The sequence below is a fragment of the Roseateles sp. genome (assembly GCF_039929605.1).
Taxonomy (GTDB): Bacteria; Pseudomonadota; Gammaproteobacteria; order Burkholderiales; family Burkholderiaceae_C; genus Pelomonas.
This window is the reverse complement of record NZ_JBDSQX010000019.1, coordinates 1-16,656: the sequence shown is the minus strand read 5'-3', so window position 1 is coordinate 16,656 and position 16,656 is coordinate 1. Positions and strand designations below refer to the sequence as shown.

The following is a 16,656-nucleotide window of genomic DNA, read 5'->3' as shown; positions in this document are numbered from 1 at the left end:
GCCGCGCCGGTCTTGCCCAGGCGCCTCAGCTCGTCTTCAATGCGAGCAGCAAGGCGGCCACCGACGCGCGCCACTCGGCGGCGTCCTCGCTGTCGTCCCACAGCTCGGCCAGCTCAGAGTCTTCGGCCACCACGCGCTCGGCCACGCGGCGCGCCTTGTCCAGCAGCGCAGCAGACGGGCGCACGCCGATGCCCGAGATCCAGGCGTTCAGGCCCTCAGGCCCGTCCTCGATGGGCTTGCTGCGGCCCAGCAACTGGGCCAGCACGGCCACGGCGGCGATACCTTCCTCGGCGTCGGGGGCTTCCAGGTAGCTGCCTTCGGCGTCCAGCACGCGGTCGAGCGAGGCTTCGACATAGGACAGATTGGTCGCGTCCATCAGCACATCGGCCCAATCGCTCGCGGTGTCGTTACCGAAAGGTTGGTGAGACCAGGCACCCATCGTTGTGTTCTCCCGTTAAAAGGGGGATTGTTGCGGCGAATGGAGCGGCGTGGTTTGACTTGTGGCGTCGCCGCAGCTTCGCCTGCACTGGTTCGTAGTGCGTCCGCGTCCGGAGTACCTGGACGTTCTTCTTGTGCGCAGCTCACCAGCCGGGCTCCGTGGCGCAGTCGTTCACCGGTTCGGCATGGTCAGGCGGGGGCGCCGAGCAGTTCGCCACGCGGCAGGTTCGCTGCGCCGGCATCGAAGGTCACGAAGCGAGTTCGCCCGAGTTGCGCTGCCCGCGCGTTGTGCAGACAGTCCGCGAAATCGGCGCTGGGGTGCTGGTTCCAGATGTAGAGCGCTTCCTCGGCCGTCGGCTCATGCTCAAGCACGACGCCGTCGGTTTCCAGCAGCCGTGCGAACGTGGCGGCGATAGCAGCCTTGTCGAGGCGGTAGCGGCTGCGCAGCACCCATTCGGTTTCCAGCAGCGCGGTGAGCATGATCAACAAGGGCTCGCCAGCGGCTTCAGCTTGCTCGACCAGACGCTTTGCCGTCTGGAACTGCGCCTCGTCGTCGCGCACCAGCAGGCGCACGAGGACGTCGGTGTCGATGGCGATGCTCAAGGACTCGTTCCCGCGTCAGCTGCGAAACGGCTTCATCTCGTCCAGGCTCACTGTGGGCTGTCCGGGGCGCGTCAGGCTTCCGGCCAGGTCGAGCAGGCGCCCGGTCTTGGCGCGCATGACGACGGTGCCGTCGCTGAGGGTGGTGAAGGTCAACTTGTCGCCGGCTTCCAGGCCCAGGCGCTCGCGGATTTCCTTGGGGATGGTAGTCTGGCCCTTGGCATTGAGGGTGGCGTCGGGCATGGCAATTCCTTTCGAATGGTGGAGTCGTTAGGAAATGCGGGTGCTACTGCAAGCGGGAATTCAACGGGGTGCTGGACTTAAAAGTTGAGACCTGACCCCGGCCGTGTGGCTTGACCCCGGGCCGTGTGGAACCCTTGGCAGGGGTGACGCAGCGCGGGTGCTGAAGTTCCCATGGAGAGGCGGTTTGACTTCCCGCAGTCGCATGAGGGGGCTGGACTTAATAGTTGAGACCTGGCCCCCCGAATTCCCGCGATCCCCGCATCCCTGTTCGCATCCTTGCGGACCCCGCATCCCTGCGTTTATCTAATATATTTATACTATGCCGTTTCGAATAAGGTGGCGCACCATTGCGTTGAATGATGAATACTTTGAGGGTAGTATGGTTTGCTCGCTGGGTGCGACATTGCTAGCCCATATTCCCACTCGCATTGTAAACTCAGGATAGATGTCGGCATCCTCGTCGGAAAAGCCTTTGTTTACGGGCATTGATGGATCCCATGTGTCTGGATCTCCGAGCCACAATCTGGTTTTTCGCCGATTGCGAATTACCTCAATAACATCCAATCTCGCTATTTCGGCATTCTTAATTGCGATAAAGATCGAGAAGTCTTGGGATTTAGACTGAATTCTTTGCATCAGCGGCGGCTGATTCCAGTAGTTGCGAATATCTTCTCTAGTTAGGCCCGCAGCGAGTCTCTTCAAAAGCATGTCGGAAGGAATCGAGACAATTCGATCGCCGACACACTTTGAATACATGTCAACGTCTTTGAGTGCCGCCAGCTCCTTCTTGGTGGATTTAAATATCTCCAAAGCCGTGAGCTTAACATCCACCACCTGCGCCAACGGAGCGAGCAGAGCCTCTGTCTGTTGGATAAACCACTCATCTCTTGAGTTTTCGTTAGCAGTTATTCCTTCATGTTGCACTTGCTTTGTAGTGTCTGCTCCTGAAGCATCGTCGCTCACGCGAGAAGCGCTTTGTGATTTGGCGTACCCCACGCTTTGCGGTGACTTATTGCTTCCTCTTTGCGACGCAATAAATAGCAAGGCAAAGCCAAGAACGATTAACACTAGCCCGGCAACCGCTGATCCAAATCCCGTAAGACCAAGCAACGTCACTAAAATTAATTGGCGACCCAGCATCGGCAATACAAACGATAGAACTCCTACTGCAACAAACCCAATACCCCAGCCAAACATATCAACTCCGTATCTCAAAAATAGTTAGAACGAATAAATCACGGTGGATTTAACGCAACCGAAAATTTTTATTTTCATTGTTGCCATATTTTGTCCACCGCTGTGATTTACGCATCAGCTTTGCCAACCCCAGAATCTCCACCCGATGTATATCTTCGGCAAACGTCGCCGGCTCGACGTGCTTGCCCGGCGTCATCGCGCGCACGAGATAGAACAGCTCCAACGGCTGCCCCGGGCTGATGATGAGGTTCTCGATCTCGAAGCCGACCGGGATGCGGTCCGCTATTCGCTGGCACGACGTCCTGCCTCCAACCGCGCCACCGCCTCCCGCGCATTGACGATGGGAATGCCCTGATAGCTCCCCATCGGAAGCAGGTCGCGCTGGTCGCCCGAGGCAATCAGGTCGGCGTTGCCGGCCAAGGCGGCGGCAACGACGTGGTCGTCGTCGGGGTCGGTGGGCACGACGCGAGGGGTTTGCGCGGGTGTGACGATGACGGCGATCCGGCGCAGGTCCTCAACAACGCTTTGGACCGTGAGCCCGGCCTGGCTCAGCCGCGACGCGAACTTGGGCCGCTGGAGCACGTCCAGCAGTTCGCTTAGCAAGACTTCGCTGGTGCAGATCTCGAACTCGCTGGACAAGGCACCTTGGAGCAACCGCTTGGGCAAGCCGCTGGCGATGACGCCCGAAACGAGCAGATTCGTGTCCAGCACGAGGCGCACGATGCCGGGCGTTGATCAGGCGCCCTGCGGGCTGCGGCGTTCTGCGCGCGTCGCCTGAATCTCGGCTTCGATCTCGTCCTCGGGCAGCGGGGGCAGCTGGAAGGCGTCCAGCTTCGCGAGGCCCCCAGTCAGTCGCTGCGCAGCGGCGGCGCGCTCTTCGCGGGCGGTCAGGAAGTCGACGAAGTCCACCACCTCAGCCACGCGGTTGGGTGGCAGCTTCTTCAGCCGCTCGATCAGTTGGGCTTCGATTGCCGTCATGGATCACTCCTTGGGGCCATGGCCCCGGCGTGCAGATGGTAAGTGTGCAAGGCCGAATTCAATGTGGTTCAAGGGCCGCAGATGGCGGGTCGCGACCCGCCCTACCCGCCTTCACTCGCGACTCGGCCTTTCGGGCGCCGGAACATAGATCGGCAGCGGGTTACGGGATGCCGGCGGTGAGGCTGTCACGGGACCAAGATTCAAGGTCTGGTCAGCATCCTTGCGAGTGCGGCCACGCGACGGGTAGGCCTTGCAAACCGCTTCAGGGAGGGTCCGGCCGCGACAGGACCAGGCTTCGCCGCCCTCGTCGATCAGGTCAATCACGTGAACCGGCGTCAGGCGGGACAACAGCAGTGTTGCGGACTCGTAGCCCACACCCAATTCACCACCTGTGCGGCCGGCATGCGAAGTGAAGAACAGCAGGCGGTGCTCCGGGTACTGCCGTTGCCGCGCAAGCACTGCTTGGGCCATCAGGGCCTGGCGACGCTCCTGGGACCACAGCGCGTATTTGTCTTCGTTAGCGTAGAGCGGCTCCAGCACATCACTTTCGGCGTTGTCCACCATGGCCACGCCCACGCGTGCGCCAGCTTGGCGCAGGCGACGCGCGTGATCCAGCATGTCAAGCATGGCCAAGCTGGTTCTGCCCGAGGGGTCTCGCAATGCAGCCTCGGTCAGGCGTTCCTTGTCTGCGGTCGTGCCTGCTGAGTCGAGAAAGGCATTGAGGGCAGGCTGGCCATCGCGCGAGGCCTCCCAAGCCAAGATGACGGGCTGGCCTGCGCGGGCAAAACCGCAGAGCAGGCCGGCCAGCAGCGCCGGCGCCTGCTGGGTGCCGTGGGTTTGCTCGCCAATAACGACGATGCGCTGAGGTGGCAGTTTGTCTACTTCCAGGCGCAGGTCGGGAGTGCAGTCGATGGCGGCTCGTGCAACGCTGGTCCCAGCGAGGACGCCGAGCGCGATCAGCCGGAGCTTCAAGGGTATGAAGCTCATTTCTTGTCCACCACAACGATCTCCCCCTCCGCCTTCCCCACCCCCCGAATCTCCGGCCGATACATATCCTCCGCAAACGTCGCCGGCACGACGTATTTGCCCGGCGTCACCGCGCGCACGAGGTAGAACAGGTCCAGCGGCTGCCCCAGCCGCGCCGCAGCCACAAAGCGGTCGTCTCGGTACTCGGTGTGGACGATGCGCTCGTTGGCATTCGCCTGCGCCACGTTGACGCCCTCCACCGTGAACTCGCCGGCTTGCGGGCCCTGGCTCAAATTCAGGTTCTCGATCTCGAAGCCGGCCGGGATGCGGTCCACCACCAGGCCGTCCTTGATGGCTTGGGCGGCCTTCACGCGCAGGCGGACGATGAACATCTCGCCGGTGGTGAAGCCGCGTGACGTGGCCACCGGCTTGCCGGCGGTCGTGAACATCGCTCGCTCCACCGAGATGCGATCGCTGCTCGGTGCCAGCGGCTTGACGGGGTAGCCCTGGGCCGTCACGTCCAGGTACAGCGGTTTTTCGCCGTCGTTCTTCAGCGTCAGGCCTGAGCGCAGCTGCCCAATCTCGAAACTTTGCTGGCCCGTGCCGCTGCCCGCCCAGTCATCGCTCTTCGCGCCCACGCCCAGCGTGGTCTTCCAGCCGTCGTCCTTGCCCGCGCCGTTGGTGGCGGCCTGCACGGCGAGGAAGAGGGCCAGGCGCTCCTGCGTGGAGTAGTAGTTGCGCTTGCTGAAATCGTCGGCCAGGTCGAACAGCAGGTTCTCGCGCTTGTCGTGCGGCACCTTGTGGCGCAACAGCAGCGCATAGGCCAGCGCCCGGTCGCGGACGCGCGAGCCGTAGTCGCCCAGCCACTGGCCCCACCAGTAGTTGCCGGCGTCGTCGGGCTGGTAGCCGTAAGTGCGCGTCATCGCGTCGTCCAGCGCGACCTTGGCGCGGGCCTCGTCGCCCATGGCCTTGAGCGCCAGCGACAGGTGCACCAGCGGCAGCGGCGACAGCGCGTTGGCGCGGTATTGGTCGTGCAGCGTGCGCAGCGTGGCCAGAGGCGCCTTCTGCTCGCGGCCCAGGATGTAGCCGGCGTGCGCGGCCTCGGCGAAGCGCTGGTGGGCGATGCGCAGCAGCTCCGCGTCGCGGTAGTCGGCAATCGCGCCGTTGGGAGTGCGGCGCGGCTCCTTGGGCGGCGTGGTCTGCTGGCCGGGGCTGCGCTGGAACTGCTCGGTCAGGTTCTCGAGCGACTTCTTGAGCTGCCCTTCCGGCACCGCAAAGCCGGCGTCGCGCGCGTCCTGCAGGAAGCCGGTGACGTAGGCGCTCAGCCAGCCTTCATACGGGTTGCTGGCCGCCCACAGGCCATAGCCGCCGCGCGCCTGCTGCATGCCGGCCAGGCGGGCGAAGGCGCTTTCCAGACGTTTGGCGCGTTCCTCGCGGGGCACGGGTGTGAGGCCCCAGCGCTTGGCGGCCTCGTCGTCGATGAAGACGAGCGGGTAGGCGCTGGAGGTCGTCTGCTCCAGGCAGCCATACGGGTACATCAGCAGGCCCTTGACCTGCTCCTTGATGTCGATGGGCGGCGTGTTGGAGACGCTCAGGCCCAACGTGGCCGAGCCGGCCCAGTAGGCGTCGAGCAGCGCCTTGTCGATGACCTGCGTGCTGCCGGCATCGAGGCGAATGCGGCGGCTCTCGCGCGTCAGCGGCGTGACGGGCTGGACCTGCAGCGCCGCCTCACGCACGAGGCTGAGCGTGCCCGCGCTGACGGTCAGCTTGATTGGCGCCAGGCCGTAGGCATCCAGTGCCTCGGCCTGGAAGCGCAGGATCTGGCGCTGCTTGTCGGCCAGCTTGATCGAGGTCGCGTCGCCGGTGATGCGCACCGGCCCGGTTGCGCTCAGCGCCACGCGCACCTCCTGCGGCGAACCGCTGAGGTTGGTCACGTCCAGCGCGATGGTCGCCTTGTCGCCCGGCGCGATGAAGCGCGGCATGGACAGCTCGGCCACCAGCGGCGCGGCGACGACGGTGTCCGCCTGCGTCGAGCCATAGCTGTCGGCGCTGCTCACGACGGCCATCAGCCGCAGCGTGCCGTTGAAGTCCGGCAGCTTCACCTGGATCGTCGCCTCGCCCTTGGCGTCCAGCACCACGGGGCCGCTGAACAGGTCCACCAGCAGCACCTTGCGCGGCATGGATTGCGTGTCGCGCTTGCCGGCGTCGCCACCGAAGCGCTGCTGGGCGACGTTGCCGTCCATCTTCTCGATGAGGCGGCCGTAGAGGTCGAGGATGTCGGCGCCGTAGCGGTGCTTGCCGAAGAAGAAGTCGGCCGGGTCGGGCGTCTTGAAATTGGTGATGTTCAGGATGCCCACGTCCACTGCCGAGACGGTGACGATGGCCTGCTTGCCCGCGAGTTGCTGCACCTTGACCTTGATGGGCAGGGCGGTGGACGGCACCGTCTTGGCCGGTGCCTCCAGCGCTACTTTCAGCTTGCGGTCCTCGCGGTTGAGCGGCAGGTGCACCAGGCCCAGCGCGCGGGCCGGGGTCACGCGGTCGCCCTCGCTGCCGGGGCGGAAGGCGGCCACCGTGACGTAGAGGTCGTTGCGCGCCCAGGCGGCATCCACGGGGATGTCCAGCTCGGTGCCCGAGGCCTTCACGCCGACGCGCTTGCTCCACAGCACCTTGTCGCCTTCTACAGTCACGATGGCCTCGCCGTCATGCGGCGGCTTGATGGTGAGCTTGGCCGTATCGCCCGGCTTGAAGGGCGAGCCCTTGAGCTGCAGTTGCACGCGGTCGGGGCGGTTGCCCATGTCGTCGGCGTCCTGCGCGCCGTAGCCGGCGTAGAAGCCGTAGCGCAGCGTCTGCTTCGTTTCCGGGTCTTCGATCTCCAGGCGGTAGCGGCCCCACTTCACCGGCAGGTTCACGGTGGTCTTGGCGGCCAGCTTCAGCGAACGCGCCTCGACGAGTTCGTCCGTCGTGTTGAAGCCGGAGTTCCAGCCGCGGCCGTCGTCATAACGCCAATACCACTGGCGCTCCTCGTAGGTGAGCGTGAGCTTCAGATCCTTGGCCGGCTTGAAGGCACCGGTGGCGTCCACACGCACCACCTCGAAGCCGGCGAGGCCGCCCTCGGGCGCCACGTTGCGGTCGAACAGCGGGCGCACGCCCACCAGCGCGGGCGCAGGCCACCAGGTGCGCTCGATGCTGCGCACCACCGGCCGGCCGCCGCTCTCCAGCAGGCTGAAGGCGCCGCGCACGCGCATGGGCGAGTGGCGTTCTTCAAGCTTGGCCGTCAGGGCCACCTCGGCCTTGCCTTCGGCGTCCAGCTCCTGCTCGGGCACGTCGGTGCGTGTGCGGGCCTTGTCGTCGGCAAAGTCGCCGAACAGGTAGCCGGGCAGCTTCTGGCCCAGCGGGTTGGCCAGGCGCTCGGTGGACACGGTGGCCTGCAGCCGGTTGCCGGCGGCGGGCGCGCCGTAGAGGTAGTCGCCCTGCACCTGCACGGGCAGGCTCACCTCGCCCGTCAGCGCCGCGTCGGGCGCAGTCAGCGTGAGCTTCATGCGCTCGGGCAGGAACTCCTCCACCTTGAAGGCCCATTGCGCATCCGGCTGCTTGGCGGCGGGGTCGACGCGGGCTTGGATCGTCCAGCCGCCGGTGGGCGCGTCTGCGGGCAGCGTGATGGCCTGCTGGAAATAGCCCTGGCCTGCCTTGCTTGGCTGTACGAGCTGCTCGACGAGTTTGCTGCCGTCGGGCTTCTTGACGGTCAGCGTCAGCGGGATGAGCTTGGCTGGCAGGCGGCCATCGGCGTCGCGTGACAGCACCGACACCGTGAAGCTCTCGCCCGGCCGGTAGAGGTCACGGCCCGCATACACGAAGACCTTGTTGCTGCGCGACGGGTGGCCGGTGGCGTCGAACTCCGACAGGTCCAGCGCCGCATCGCGCAGCGACAGGATGGACATCTCGTTGTTGCCCTTCTTCGCCAGCACGGCGCGGGCCTTGTCACTGCTGCCGGTGAACACGGCATGGCCGTCGCCATCCGTCTGCGCCTGGGCCAGCGCCTTGCCGGCTTCGTCGACGAGGCTGAGCTCGATGCCGCTCTGCGCCTTGCCGCTTTTCAGCGACGTGGCGAACACGTCCAGCTGCGCGGCGTGGCGGCGCAGGTGCAGGCCGATGTCGGTGACGTAGTAGTGCGTGACCTGGTAGTCCCAGCCGAAGCGGCCGGGCTGGCTCATCACGGCGATGTAGATGCCGGGCTCCTGCAGCGCCTTGATCTTCTCAACCGGCAGGAAGCTGACGTTGCGGCGGTTGGGGCGCTCGTCGGTCTTGAAGCGGGTGATGTAGACGCTGTCGCTCATGGCGCGCAGTTCGTCCAGCACCCAGCCGTTGACGGTGCCTTTCAGGCGGCGCTGGTTGTCGCCGTAGCCGCCATAACCGCCGTCGTAGTACTCGCCGTCCTCATTGTTGGCGCTCGCGTTGCCACGCTCGCGCCGGCCGCCCACCTGTTCCAGGAAGGCGGGCAGGGATTCGGGCTTCACGCGCAGGAACTGCACGTCCACCTCGGCCGTGTTGATGCTGACGACCGGCAGGCCGCCGTTCTGCCCGGCCGGCAGCACGAGGCCCTTGCTGGCGAAGTAGAAGCTCGGCGGCATCGCCTCGCTGGCGGCTTCGCAGGTTTGCGCGGTGGCGAGCTTGTTGCCGCTGTGCGAGGCCAGTTCGGCCTTCATCGCGATGCGGTAGGCGCGGTCCGGCGTGGCGAACGGCAGGTAGAGCACGCGCGGGTTGTCGCCCAGCACCCAGCGGGCGGCCAGCGGCTTGAAGCTGGCGGGGTCGGCCGGCGTGGCCTTGCTGCTGGGGTCGTTGGGGTCGGCCTTGGCGCCGGGCGTGCCCTCGGCAGCCGTCAGCAGCGCGCTGAAGTCCTGCCGGCGGTCCAGCGCCTGCGTGAACATGACGGCGATGGCCGGCGAGCCGTCCAGCAGCCGCGCCTTGCACTCGCTGAACGCAAACGCCGCTTCCTCGGCGCCGATCTCGGCGCTGCTGGGCATGGCCGGCGCACGGTGAGTGGCCCACCAGCCGGCAGCTGCCGCCCCTGCCACGACGACGGCCGCAATTGCGCCTTGAACAAGCCTGGATGCCATCCCGAGTCTCCCTGGAGTCGGGGCGCAGTGTAGGGACGGAAAACGGTGTCAGCGGGGGGAGAAATTCCCCAGGGCGGCGGACGTGATCAGCGCTGCGGCGCCAGCATGACCAGCGGCTCGTCGAGCAGGCCACTGGCCGGCAGCACGATCAGCGCCAGCACGAAGCCCAGCACCGACACGAGCAGCGTGGCGGTGAACTTGAAGCGGGCTGACGTGACCATGGCGAGATAGTGAGCGACATCGCCGGCCGACGCGCCCCCTAACTCAAAGTGAATGGTGACGCCGTGTTGTCAGCAGTCACGCGCGCAAGGCGCTTCGGAACTGGCCCGGCGTCGCGCCGGTGGCGGCCCTGACGTGCCGGTTGAGGTGACTCGCGCCGGCGTAGCCGCAGGCGGCGGCCACGTCGGCCAGCGGCAGTGCCGTCTCGCACAGCAGCGCCCGGGCGCGGTCCAGCCGGCGGGCGGCCACCCAGGCGTGCACCGTGCAGCCCATGGAGACGCGGAACATGCGCGCGAAGTGGAATTCCGACAGGTGGGCCTGGGTGGCGAGGCGCGGCAGGCTGAGGTCGGCGCTGTCCAGATGGGCGTCCACGAATTCCAGCACGCGGCGCCGCGCGGCGCTCGACAGACCGCCGCTGTTGCGCTCCGCCCGCTGGCGCTGCCGAGGTTGGGCGGCCTGCAGCACGAGGTGGTCCAGCGCGGCCTGGCTCAGCGCGTCGATGCGCAGGCGCTCGGCCGGGTCCTGCCAGTCCCGAACGGCCACGCTCTGCGCCCAGGCGGCCAGCGTGTCGTCCTCGCCAAAGATGCGCTGCTCCAACGTGATAGCGCGGGGTTCGGCATCCAGCAGGCGGACGATGCGGTCTGCCCAGGCGTCGGCCGACAAATAGAGGTGCACGAAGCGCAGCGGCCCGGCCACGTTCCAGTGTGATTCGTGTTCGGCCGGCAGCACGCAGTGGCAGCCGGGTTGACCGGTCTCGCGCGGCGTTTCGATCAAGTGAGTGTGGCGCCCGCCCTGCAGGTAAACCGACAAGGTGTGGTGCCCGGGCCGTTGGTAGTCCATGCGGCCGCCATCGTTGCGCCACTGCACCAGGCTCAGGCCATCCGCCAGCGCCACCTCGCGCTCACGGCGCGCTTGGGAGCGGCCCAGCACGTCGAAGACGGGCTGGTGGGCCGTCGAACCGGCGGTCAGATCAAGCATGCCGCGATGCTAGGGCCGATGCGGTTTTGCGCGCCGTGACGGGGTCGACGATGCGCAGGAATGTGCAATCGCGCCGCCGGCTGCGGCGCCACGATGGCGGCATGAATGCTGTTCTCTACGTATTGGTCGTGCTCATCTGGGGCACGACATGGATCGCCCTGAAGTGGCAGCTGGGCTCCGTGCCCATCGCGCTGTCCATCGCCTACCGCTTCGGCCTGGCGGCGCTGCTGCTGTTCGCCTGGCTCATCTGGCGGCGCCAACTCGTCGTGCCGCGCGGCAAGGCGCTGGGCTGGGTGCTGGCGCAGGGGCTGTGCCTGTTCTGCCTGAATTTCGTCTGCTTCCTGAACGCGAGCCAGACGGTGGCCAGTGGCCTGGTGGCCGTCGTGTTCTCCAGCGCGGCGCTGTGGAATGCGCTGCTAGCGCGCATCGTGCACGGCCGCGTCATCGCGCCGCAGGTGATGGGTGGCGGCGCGTTGGGGCTGGCCGGTCTGGTGCTGCTGTTCTGGCCCGAGATCAGCCGCGGGCACGCGACGGCGGCCGGCCTGGCCTGGGCGTTGGGCGGCACGCTGTGCTTCTCTACTGGCAACCTGCTGTCGGCCGCGCTGCAGAAGGAAGGGCTGAAGCCGGTGCAGACCAACGCCTGGGGCATGGCGGTCGGCACGGCCATCCTGCTGGGCTACGCGTTGGTAGCCGGCGTGCCTTTTGCGTTCGACACCAGCCCGCGCTACGTCGGCGCGCTGCTCTACCTGGCGATTCCCGGCTCGGTGATCGGCTTCACCGCCTACCTGACGCTGGTGGGTCGCCTCGGCCCCGAGCGCGCGGCCTACAGCACGGTGCTTTTCCCGGTCGTCGCGCTGAACGTATCGGCCTGGGCGGAGGGCTATGTGTGGACGGCACCGGCGCTGGCCGGCTTGGTGCTGGTGATGGCCGGCAACGTGCTCGTCTTCAGGAAGAAGCCTTCCGTTTCTCGAACAGCGCCATCGCCTCACCCACCAGCCCGCGCCTGAAGGCGAGCACGCAGACGATGAAGATCAGCCCGGTGACGAGGCTGACCGATTCGCCCAGGCTGTTGAACCAGGCCACGCCGGTCAGCTCGCCCAGCCAGCTACCGAAGTCGCCGATCTTGTTCTCCAGCGCAATGATGACCAGCGCGCCGACCATCGGGCCGACGAGCGTGCCCATGCCGCCCACCAGCGTCATCAGGATGACGAGGCCCGAGGTGGTCCAGATCGCATCGCTTAGCGTCGCGAAGCCGAGCACCAGCGTCTTGGTGGCGCCCGCCAGCCCGGCCAGCGCGGCGGACAGCACGAAGGCCAGCAGCTTGAAGCGGGCGGTGTCGTAGCCCAAGGACGTCGCACGCGCCTCGTTCTCGCGGATGGACGTCAGCACCTGGCCGAAGGGCGAGTGGACGACGCGGTAGATCAGACAGAAAGCGGCGATGAAGATGCCGAGCACGACGTAGAACAGCGTGATGTCGCTCTCTAGATCCAGCCCCAGGAAGTGGCCGCGCGGCACGGACTGCAGGCCGTCCTCCCCGCCCGTGAACGGCGTCTGCAGGAAGAAGAAATACAGCATCTGCGCGAGCGCCAGCGTGATCATCGAGAAGTAGATGCCCGAGCGGCGGATGGCCAACAGGCCGAAGAGCAGGCCCACGCTGGCCGCGCCGGCCATGCCGACCAGCAGCCCCACCGGCGTGGGCAGGCCCCAGACCTTGAGCGCGTGGCCCGTGACGTAGGCCGCCGTGCCCAGGAAGGCCGCGTGGCCGAAGGACAGCAGGCCGGTGAAGCCGATCAACAGGTTGAAGGCGCACGCGAACAGCGCGTAGCAAAGCACCTTCATGACGAAGACGGGGTAGACGCCCAACGTGGGCAGCAGCGCGATGCCGACGAAGAGGGCGGCGTAGCCGAGGACAGTGGTGCGTGAAGAAGGCATGGTTTGCGCTAGGACCGAATAACACAGCCACAGAGGCACAGAGACACAGAGACAGCGGGATGGGTCGCGATGAGGCGCCGTCTCTCTGTGCCTCTGTGTCTCTGTGGCTGTGCTGAGTTCATTTCTCTTTTCCGAACAGGCCGGCGGGACGCACCAACAACACGAGGACCATGACGACGAACACCACCGTGTTGGAGGCCTCGGGATAGAACACCTTGGTCAGCCCCTCGACGATGCCCAGGCCGAGGCCGGTCAGGATGGAGCCGAGGATGGAGCCCATGCCACCGATGACGACCACGGCGAACACCACGATGATGAGATTGCTGCCCATCAGCGCCGACACCTGCAGGATGGGCGCGGCGAGCACGCCGGCAAACGCCGCCAGCGCCACGCCGCCGGCGTAGGTCAGCGTCACCATCAGCGGCACATTGATGCCGAAGGCCTGCACGAGCTTGGGGTTCTCGGTGCCGGCGCGCAGCTTGGCACCGAGCGAGGTCTTCTCGATCAGCGCCCAGACGGCGAAGCAGACCACCAGCGACGCGACCACCACCCAGGCCCGGTAGTTGGGCAGGATCATGAAGCCGAGGTTGGTGGCGCCCTGCAGCGCGTCCGGCACTTGATAAGGCTGGCCCGATACGCCATAGAACGAGCGGAACACGCCCTCGATGACGAGGGTGATGCCGAAGGTCAGCAGCAGGCCGTAGAGGTGGTCCAGCTTGTAGAGCCACTGCAGCATCGTGCGTTCGATGACGATGCCGATCAGGCCGACGGCGAGCGGCGCCAGACCGAGCATCAGCCAGTAGTTCAGGCCCAGGTATTCCAGCCCCATCCAGGCGAAGAAGGCCCCCATCATGTACAGCGCCCCGTGGGCGAAGTTGATGATGTTGAGCATGCCGAAGATGACCGCCAGGCCCAGGGACAGCATCGCGTAGAACGAGCCGTTGACCAGGCCGAGCAGCAGCTGGCCCAAGAGGGCCGGCAGAGGAATACCGAAAAACTCAGCAGTCATGTGTGCCCCCGGCTCAGGTGTACCTGATCCGCCCCCCGAGGGGGCCAAGCCGCATGTCGGGGAGCGCCCGTCATGCGGCTTGAGTGGGCCGGCTTGGGGCGGCCCGGCGCACGGCCCGAAAGCACAACCGACATTACTTCTTCACCAGAGGGCACTTGCTGTCGGCGAGCTTCGTGAACGCTTCTTCGCCAGGGATGCGGGTCACGACCTTGTAGTAGTCCCACGGCTCGGTCGATTCCTTCACCGTCTTCACCTGCATCAGGAACATGTCGTGGATGCCGCGGCCGTCTTCCTTGCGGATGGTGCCCTTGGTGTAGAAGTCGTTGATCGGCATCTCCTTCATCTTGGCGACGACCTTGTCGCCGTCGTCGGTCTTGCCGGCTTCGACGGCCTTCAGGTAGTGCATCACGGCCGAGTAGTCCGCCGCCTGCAGCGACGACGGCATGCGCTTCATTTTGTCGAAGAAGCGGCGGCTCCAGGCGCGTGCCTCGGGGCTCTGGTTCCAGTACCAGGAGTCGGTCAGGTACATGCCCTCGGTGGTCTTCAGGCCCAGCGAGTGCACGTCGTTGATGAACATCAGCAGGCCCGCGAGCTTCATGCCCTTGGTGATGCCGAACTCGTTGGCCGCCTTGATGGCGTTGATGGTGTCGCCGCCGGCATTGGCCAGGCCCAGGATCTGCGCACCCGAGCTCTGCGCCTGCAGCAGGAAGCTGGAGAAGTCGTTCGCGTTCAGCGGGTGCTTGATGCTGCCTTTGACCGTGCCGCCGTTCTTCTGCACGACGGCCGTGGTGTCGGCCTGCAGCGCGGCGCCGAAGGCGTAGTCGGCCGTCAGGAAATACCAGCTCTTGCCGCCCGCCTTGGTCACCGCCCCGCCGGTGCCGTTGGCCAGCGCCACGGTGTCGTAGGCGTAGTGGATGGTGTAGGGCGTGCAGGCCGCGTTCGTCAGCGCGGAGCTGCCGGCGCCGATGGAGATGAAGGGCTTCTTCTTCTCCGCTGCGACCGTGGCCATGGCCAGGTTGGTGCCGGAGTTGGTGCCGCCGATCAGCAGGTCCAGGCCCTGCGTGTCTATCCATTCACGCGCCTTGGCCGAGGCGACGTCGGCCTTGTTCTGATGGTCGGCAAAGATGAACTCGATCTTCTTGCCGGCCGTCATGCCTTTCATGTCGGCGATGGCCATCTTGATGGCCTCCACGCCGCCGGCGCCGTCGATGTCGGCATAGACGCTGGACATGTCGGTCAGAAAACCGATCTTGATGACGTCGCCCGATATTTGCGCGCTGGCTGCGAGACCGCAGGTGGCGAGGGCGGTAGCGATGAGGGTCTTCTTCATGGTTTTGTCTCCAGTGGGTTGTTGGGTTAGACGCTGAGCAGCTCGTCCATCCGCGCCTGGTGGGCCGGTAGGTCTGTTGCGGGGAAAGACAGCACGACTTCGCCGTGCTCGATGACGATGAAATGGTCGGCCAGCGGCGCGGCGAAGCGGAAGTTCTGCTCCACCATGACGATGGTGAAACCCTGGCTCTTGAGCGTGCGGATCATGCGGGCCAGGGCCTGGACGATGACGGGCGCGAGGCCTTCGGAGATTTCGTCCAGCAGCAGGATGTCGGCGCCCGTGCGCAGGATGCGCGCCACGGCCAGCATCTGCTGCTCGCCGCCGGACAGCCGTGTGCCGGGGCTGTGCTTGCGCTCGGCGAGGTTGGGGAACATGGCGTAGATGTCTGCCTCGCTCATGACCTTGCCGCGCTTGGATTTGAGCGGCGGGGGCAGGCGCAGGTTTTCTTCTGCTGTGAGCGACGCGAAGATGCCGCGCTCTTCGGGGCAGTAGCCGATGCCGAGTTGCGCGATGCGGTGCGTGGAGAGGCTGATCGTCTCGTCGCCGTGGATCTTGATGGAGCCTTTTCTTGCGCCGGTCAGGCCGAGGATGGCGCGCAGCGTGGTGGTGCGGCCGGCGCCGTTGCGGCCGAGCAGGGTGATGACCTGGCCGGGCTGCACGCTGAGGTTGATGCCATGCAGGATGTGGCTTTCGCCGTACCAGGCGTTGAGGTTGGTGATTTCGAGTGCTGGAGTGGCCATGGCTCTGTCAGCTTGCTCGTTGCGTTTGGTTTGTGCCGAGTGTCGTGCCGGGAGTCCGCCCCGGCGGGCGGGTAACTTTCTTCTGCGGAGCCAGAAGAAAGTCACCAAAGAAGAGGCTCTGAACCGCACACGACCGCGGCGACGCCACGGGCGGCGCGCGAAAACGTGCACTGTCATTGCGGGAAGACGCGACCCGCTGCGCTCTCGCTGCTGTCCTTATGGAGAGCAGCATCCATCGCCCCTTCATGCCGCTTAACGCCGGCTGCACGCCGGGCTTACCAGGAATGCAAATGCCGCGTCGCCCGAGCGACGCTGTCTTCGGCGTTTCTCGTGAGCACGGCGTGCAGCCGCGCCTTAAGAGGGCTAGCGGCGCGATGAGTGGTGCTGGTGACAAGGACAGCAGCGAGAGCGAAGCGGGTCGCTTCGCGGTGCGATCCAGTGCCAAGCCCTTTGACCCGCTGGTGTGCGGATTCAGGGCCTCTTCTTTGGTGACTTTCTTCTGGCCCCGCAGAAGAAAGTTACCCCGCCGCCGGGCGGGACTCCCGGCAATGCAGCGAGCAGACGCACTCTTCGCAAAGCAACCAACAGCAGCGAGCGAAAGCGTCATCAATGCGCCCCCACCAACTCAGCCGCATCCGTGCCCATATAAGCCTCCAACACCGCCGGATGCTTCGACACCGTCGCGTAATCCCCCTCAGCCAAAACAGCCCCACGGGCCAACACCGTGATCCGGTCCGCGATGCTCGCCACGACCTTCATGTTGTGCTCCACCATCAGCACGGTCCGGCCCTCCGCCACGCGCTTGATCAATGCCGTCACGCGGTCCACGTCCTCATGCCCCATGCCTTGCGTCGGCTCGTCCAGCAGCATCAGCTGCGGCTCCATCGCCATCGTCGTGGCGATCTCCAGCGC

At 65.8% G+C, this 16,656-nt stretch carries 16 protein-coding genes and 1 pseudogene; 1 reads left to right on the top strand and 16 read right to left on the bottom strand.

Features of this window, described 5'->3' with window-relative positions; all coding sequences use genetic code 11:
- Nucleotides 1–25: 25 nt before the first annotated feature.
- The 11 genes from ABIS05_RS02975 to ABIS05_RS02925 all read right to left on the bottom strand — a co-directional run bounded on the left by ABIS05_RS02975 (nt 26) and on the right by ABIS05_RS02925 (nt 10,733).
- Nucleotides 26–439 carry a DUF4259 domain-containing protein gene (locus ABIS05_RS02975; RefSeq protein ID WP_348011191.1) on the bottom strand — a complete coding sequence of 138 codons (414 nt, stop codon included), beginning with the start codon at nt 437–439 and terminating at the stop codon, nt 26–28.
- 188 nt (nt 440–627) lie between these two features.
- Complete coding sequence (locus ABIS05_RS02970) at nt 628–1,041, bottom strand: type II toxin-antitoxin system VapC family toxin (protein WP_348011190.1); 414 nt, start codon at nt 1,039–1,041, stop codon at nt 628–630.
- A gap of 15 nt (nt 1,042–1,056) precedes the next feature.
- Nucleotides 1,057–1,281, bottom strand: a complete 225-nt coding sequence (locus ABIS05_RS02965) for an AbrB/MazE/SpoVT family DNA-binding domain-containing protein (protein WP_348011189.1) — start codon at nt 1,279–1,281, stop codon at nt 1,057–1,059.
- Nucleotides 1,282–1,593: 312 nt separating this feature from the next.
- A complete protein-coding gene (locus ABIS05_RS02960) occupies nt 1,594–2,478 on the bottom strand; it encodes a hypothetical protein (protein WP_348011188.1) in 885 nt (294 codons plus the stop codon).
- Nucleotides 2,479–2,527: 49 nt separating this feature from the next.
- Complete coding sequence (locus ABIS05_RS02955; RefSeq protein WP_348011187.1) at nt 2,528–2,701, bottom strand: hypothetical protein; 174 nt, start codon at nt 2,699–2,701, stop codon at nt 2,528–2,530.
- 59 nt (nt 2,702–2,760) lie between these two features.
- Nucleotides 2,761–3,198 (bottom strand): putative toxin-antitoxin system toxin component, PIN family, encoded by a 438-nt coding sequence (locus ABIS05_RS02950; RefSeq protein WP_348011186.1) that lies wholly within the window; start codon nt 3,196–3,198, stop codon nt 2,761–2,763.
- Nucleotides 3,199–3,213: 15 nt separating this feature from the next.
- Nucleotides 3,214–3,456: a DUF2281 domain-containing protein gene (locus ABIS05_RS02945; RefSeq protein ID WP_348011185.1), complete on the bottom strand. Its 243-nt coding sequence runs from the start codon at nt 3,454–3,456 to the stop codon at nt 3,214–3,216.
- 111 nt (nt 3,457–3,567) lie between these two features.
- Nucleotides 3,568–4,443 carry a hypothetical protein gene (locus ABIS05_RS02940; protein ID WP_348011184.1) on the bottom strand — a complete coding sequence of 292 codons (876 nt, stop codon included), beginning with the start codon at nt 4,441–4,443 and terminating at the stop codon, nt 3,568–3,570.
- Complete coding sequence (locus ABIS05_RS02935) at nt 4,440–9,443, bottom strand: alpha-2-macroglobulin (protein ID WP_348011183.1); 5,004 nt, start codon at nt 9,441–9,443, stop codon at nt 4,440–4,442. The genes ABIS05_RS02940 and ABIS05_RS02935 overlap by 4 nt, the downstream gene beginning before the upstream one ends.
- Nucleotides 9,444–9,622: 179 nt before the next feature.
- Nucleotides 9,623–9,757, bottom strand: coding sequence for a hypothetical protein (locus tag ABIS05_RS02930; protein ID WP_348011182.1), 135 nt, complete (start codon nt 9,755–9,757; stop codon nt 9,623–9,625).
- A gap of 76 nt (nt 9,758–9,833) precedes the next feature.
- Nucleotides 9,834–10,733: an AraC family transcriptional regulator gene (locus tag ABIS05_RS02925; RefSeq protein ID WP_348011181.1), complete on the bottom strand. Its 900-nt coding sequence runs from the start codon at nt 10,731–10,733 to the stop codon at nt 9,834–9,836.
- A 101-nt stretch (nt 10,734–10,834) separates the two neighbouring features.
- Between ABIS05_RS02925 and ABIS05_RS02920 the strand changes: the two genes are divergently transcribed.
- Nucleotides 10,835–11,740, top strand: a complete 906-nt coding sequence (locus ABIS05_RS02920) for a DMT family transporter (protein ID WP_348011180.1) — start codon at nt 10,835–10,837, stop codon at nt 11,738–11,740.
- Here ABIS05_RS02920 and ABIS05_RS02915 read toward each other — a convergent pair.
- The 5 genes and pseudogenes from ABIS05_RS02915 to ABIS05_RS02895 form a co-directional block, all read right to left on the bottom strand.
- The gene (locus tag ABIS05_RS02915; protein ID WP_348011179.1) at nt 11,679–12,665 is read right to left on the bottom strand and encodes a branched-chain amino acid ABC transporter permease; all 987 of its coding nucleotides are present in this window, start codon (nt 12,663–12,665) and stop codon (nt 11,679–11,681) included. The two genes, ABIS05_RS02920 and ABIS05_RS02915, sit on opposite strands and share 62 nt — an antisense overlap.
- 118 nt (nt 12,666–12,783) lie before the next feature.
- Entirely contained in the window at nt 12,784–13,674 is an 891-nt protein-coding gene (locus ABIS05_RS02910; RefSeq protein ID WP_348011178.1) for a branched-chain amino acid ABC transporter permease, read from the bottom strand.
- 133 nt (nt 13,675–13,807) lie between these two features.
- A complete protein-coding gene (locus tag ABIS05_RS02905) occupies nt 13,808–15,004 on the bottom strand; it encodes an ABC transporter substrate-binding protein (RefSeq protein ID WP_348011177.1) in 1,197 nt (398 codons plus the stop codon).
- Nucleotides 15,005–15,030: 26 nt separating this feature from the next.
- Entirely contained in the window at nt 15,031–15,744 is a 714-nt protein-coding gene (locus tag ABIS05_RS02900; RefSeq protein ID WP_348011176.1) for an ABC transporter ATP-binding protein, read from the bottom strand.
- A 606-nt stretch (nt 15,745–16,350) separates the two neighbouring features.
- Nucleotides 16,351–16,656: pseudogene (locus ABIS05_RS02895) on the bottom strand (ABC transporter ATP-binding protein); the annotation flags it as partial.

Excerpts from the sequence above, each read along its gene's own strand:
- ABIS05_RS02940 (WP_348011184.1), bottom strand. The coding sequence starts at position 4,443 with ATGAGCTTCATACCCTTGAAGCTCCGGCTGATCGCGCTCGGCGTCCTC.
- ABIS05_RS02960 (WP_348011188.1), bottom strand. The coding sequence starts at position 2,478 with ATGTTTGGCTGGGGTATTGGGTTTGTTGCAGTAGGAGTTCTATCGTTT.
- ABIS05_RS02935 (WP_348011183.1), bottom strand. The coding sequence starts at position 9,443 with ATGCCCAGCAGCGCCGAGATCGGCGCCGAGGAAGCGGCGTTTGCGTTC.
- ABIS05_RS02920 (WP_348011180.1), top strand. The coding sequence starts at position 10,835 with ATGAATGCTGTTCTCTACGTATTGGTCGTGCTCATCTGGGGCACGACA.
- ABIS05_RS02925 (WP_348011181.1), bottom strand. The coding sequence starts at position 10,733 with ATGCTTGATCTGACCGCCGGTTCGACGGCCCACCAGCCCGTCTTCGAC.
- ABIS05_RS02915 (WP_348011179.1), bottom strand. The coding sequence starts at position 12,665 with ATGCCTTCTTCACGCACCACTGTCCTCGGCTACGCCGCCCTCTTCGTC.
- ABIS05_RS02975 (WP_348011191.1), bottom strand. The coding sequence starts at position 439 with ATGGGTGCCTGGTCTCACCAACCTTTCGGTAACGACACCGCGAGCGAT.
- ABIS05_RS02910 (WP_348011178.1), bottom strand. The coding sequence starts at position 13,674 with ATGACTGCTGAGTTTTTCGGTATTCCTCTGCCGGCCCTCTTGGGCCAG.
- ABIS05_RS02945 (WP_348011185.1), bottom strand. The coding sequence starts at position 3,456 with ATGACGGCAATCGAAGCCCAACTGATCGAGCGGCTGAAGAAGCTGCCA.
- ABIS05_RS02900 (WP_348011176.1), bottom strand. The coding sequence starts at position 15,744 with ATGGCCACTCCAGCACTCGAAATCACCAACCTCAACGCCTGGTACGGC.
- ABIS05_RS02965 (WP_348011189.1), bottom strand. The coding sequence starts at position 1,281 with ATGCCCGACGCCACCCTCAATGCCAAGGGCCAGACTACCATCCCCAAG.
- ABIS05_RS02905 (WP_348011177.1), bottom strand. The coding sequence starts at position 15,004 with ATGAAGAAGACCCTCATCGCTACCGCCCTCGCCACCTGCGGTCTCGCA.
- ABIS05_RS02930 (WP_348011182.1), bottom strand. The coding sequence starts at position 9,757 with ATGGTCACGTCAGCCCGCTTCAAGTTCACCGCCACGCTGCTCGTGTCG.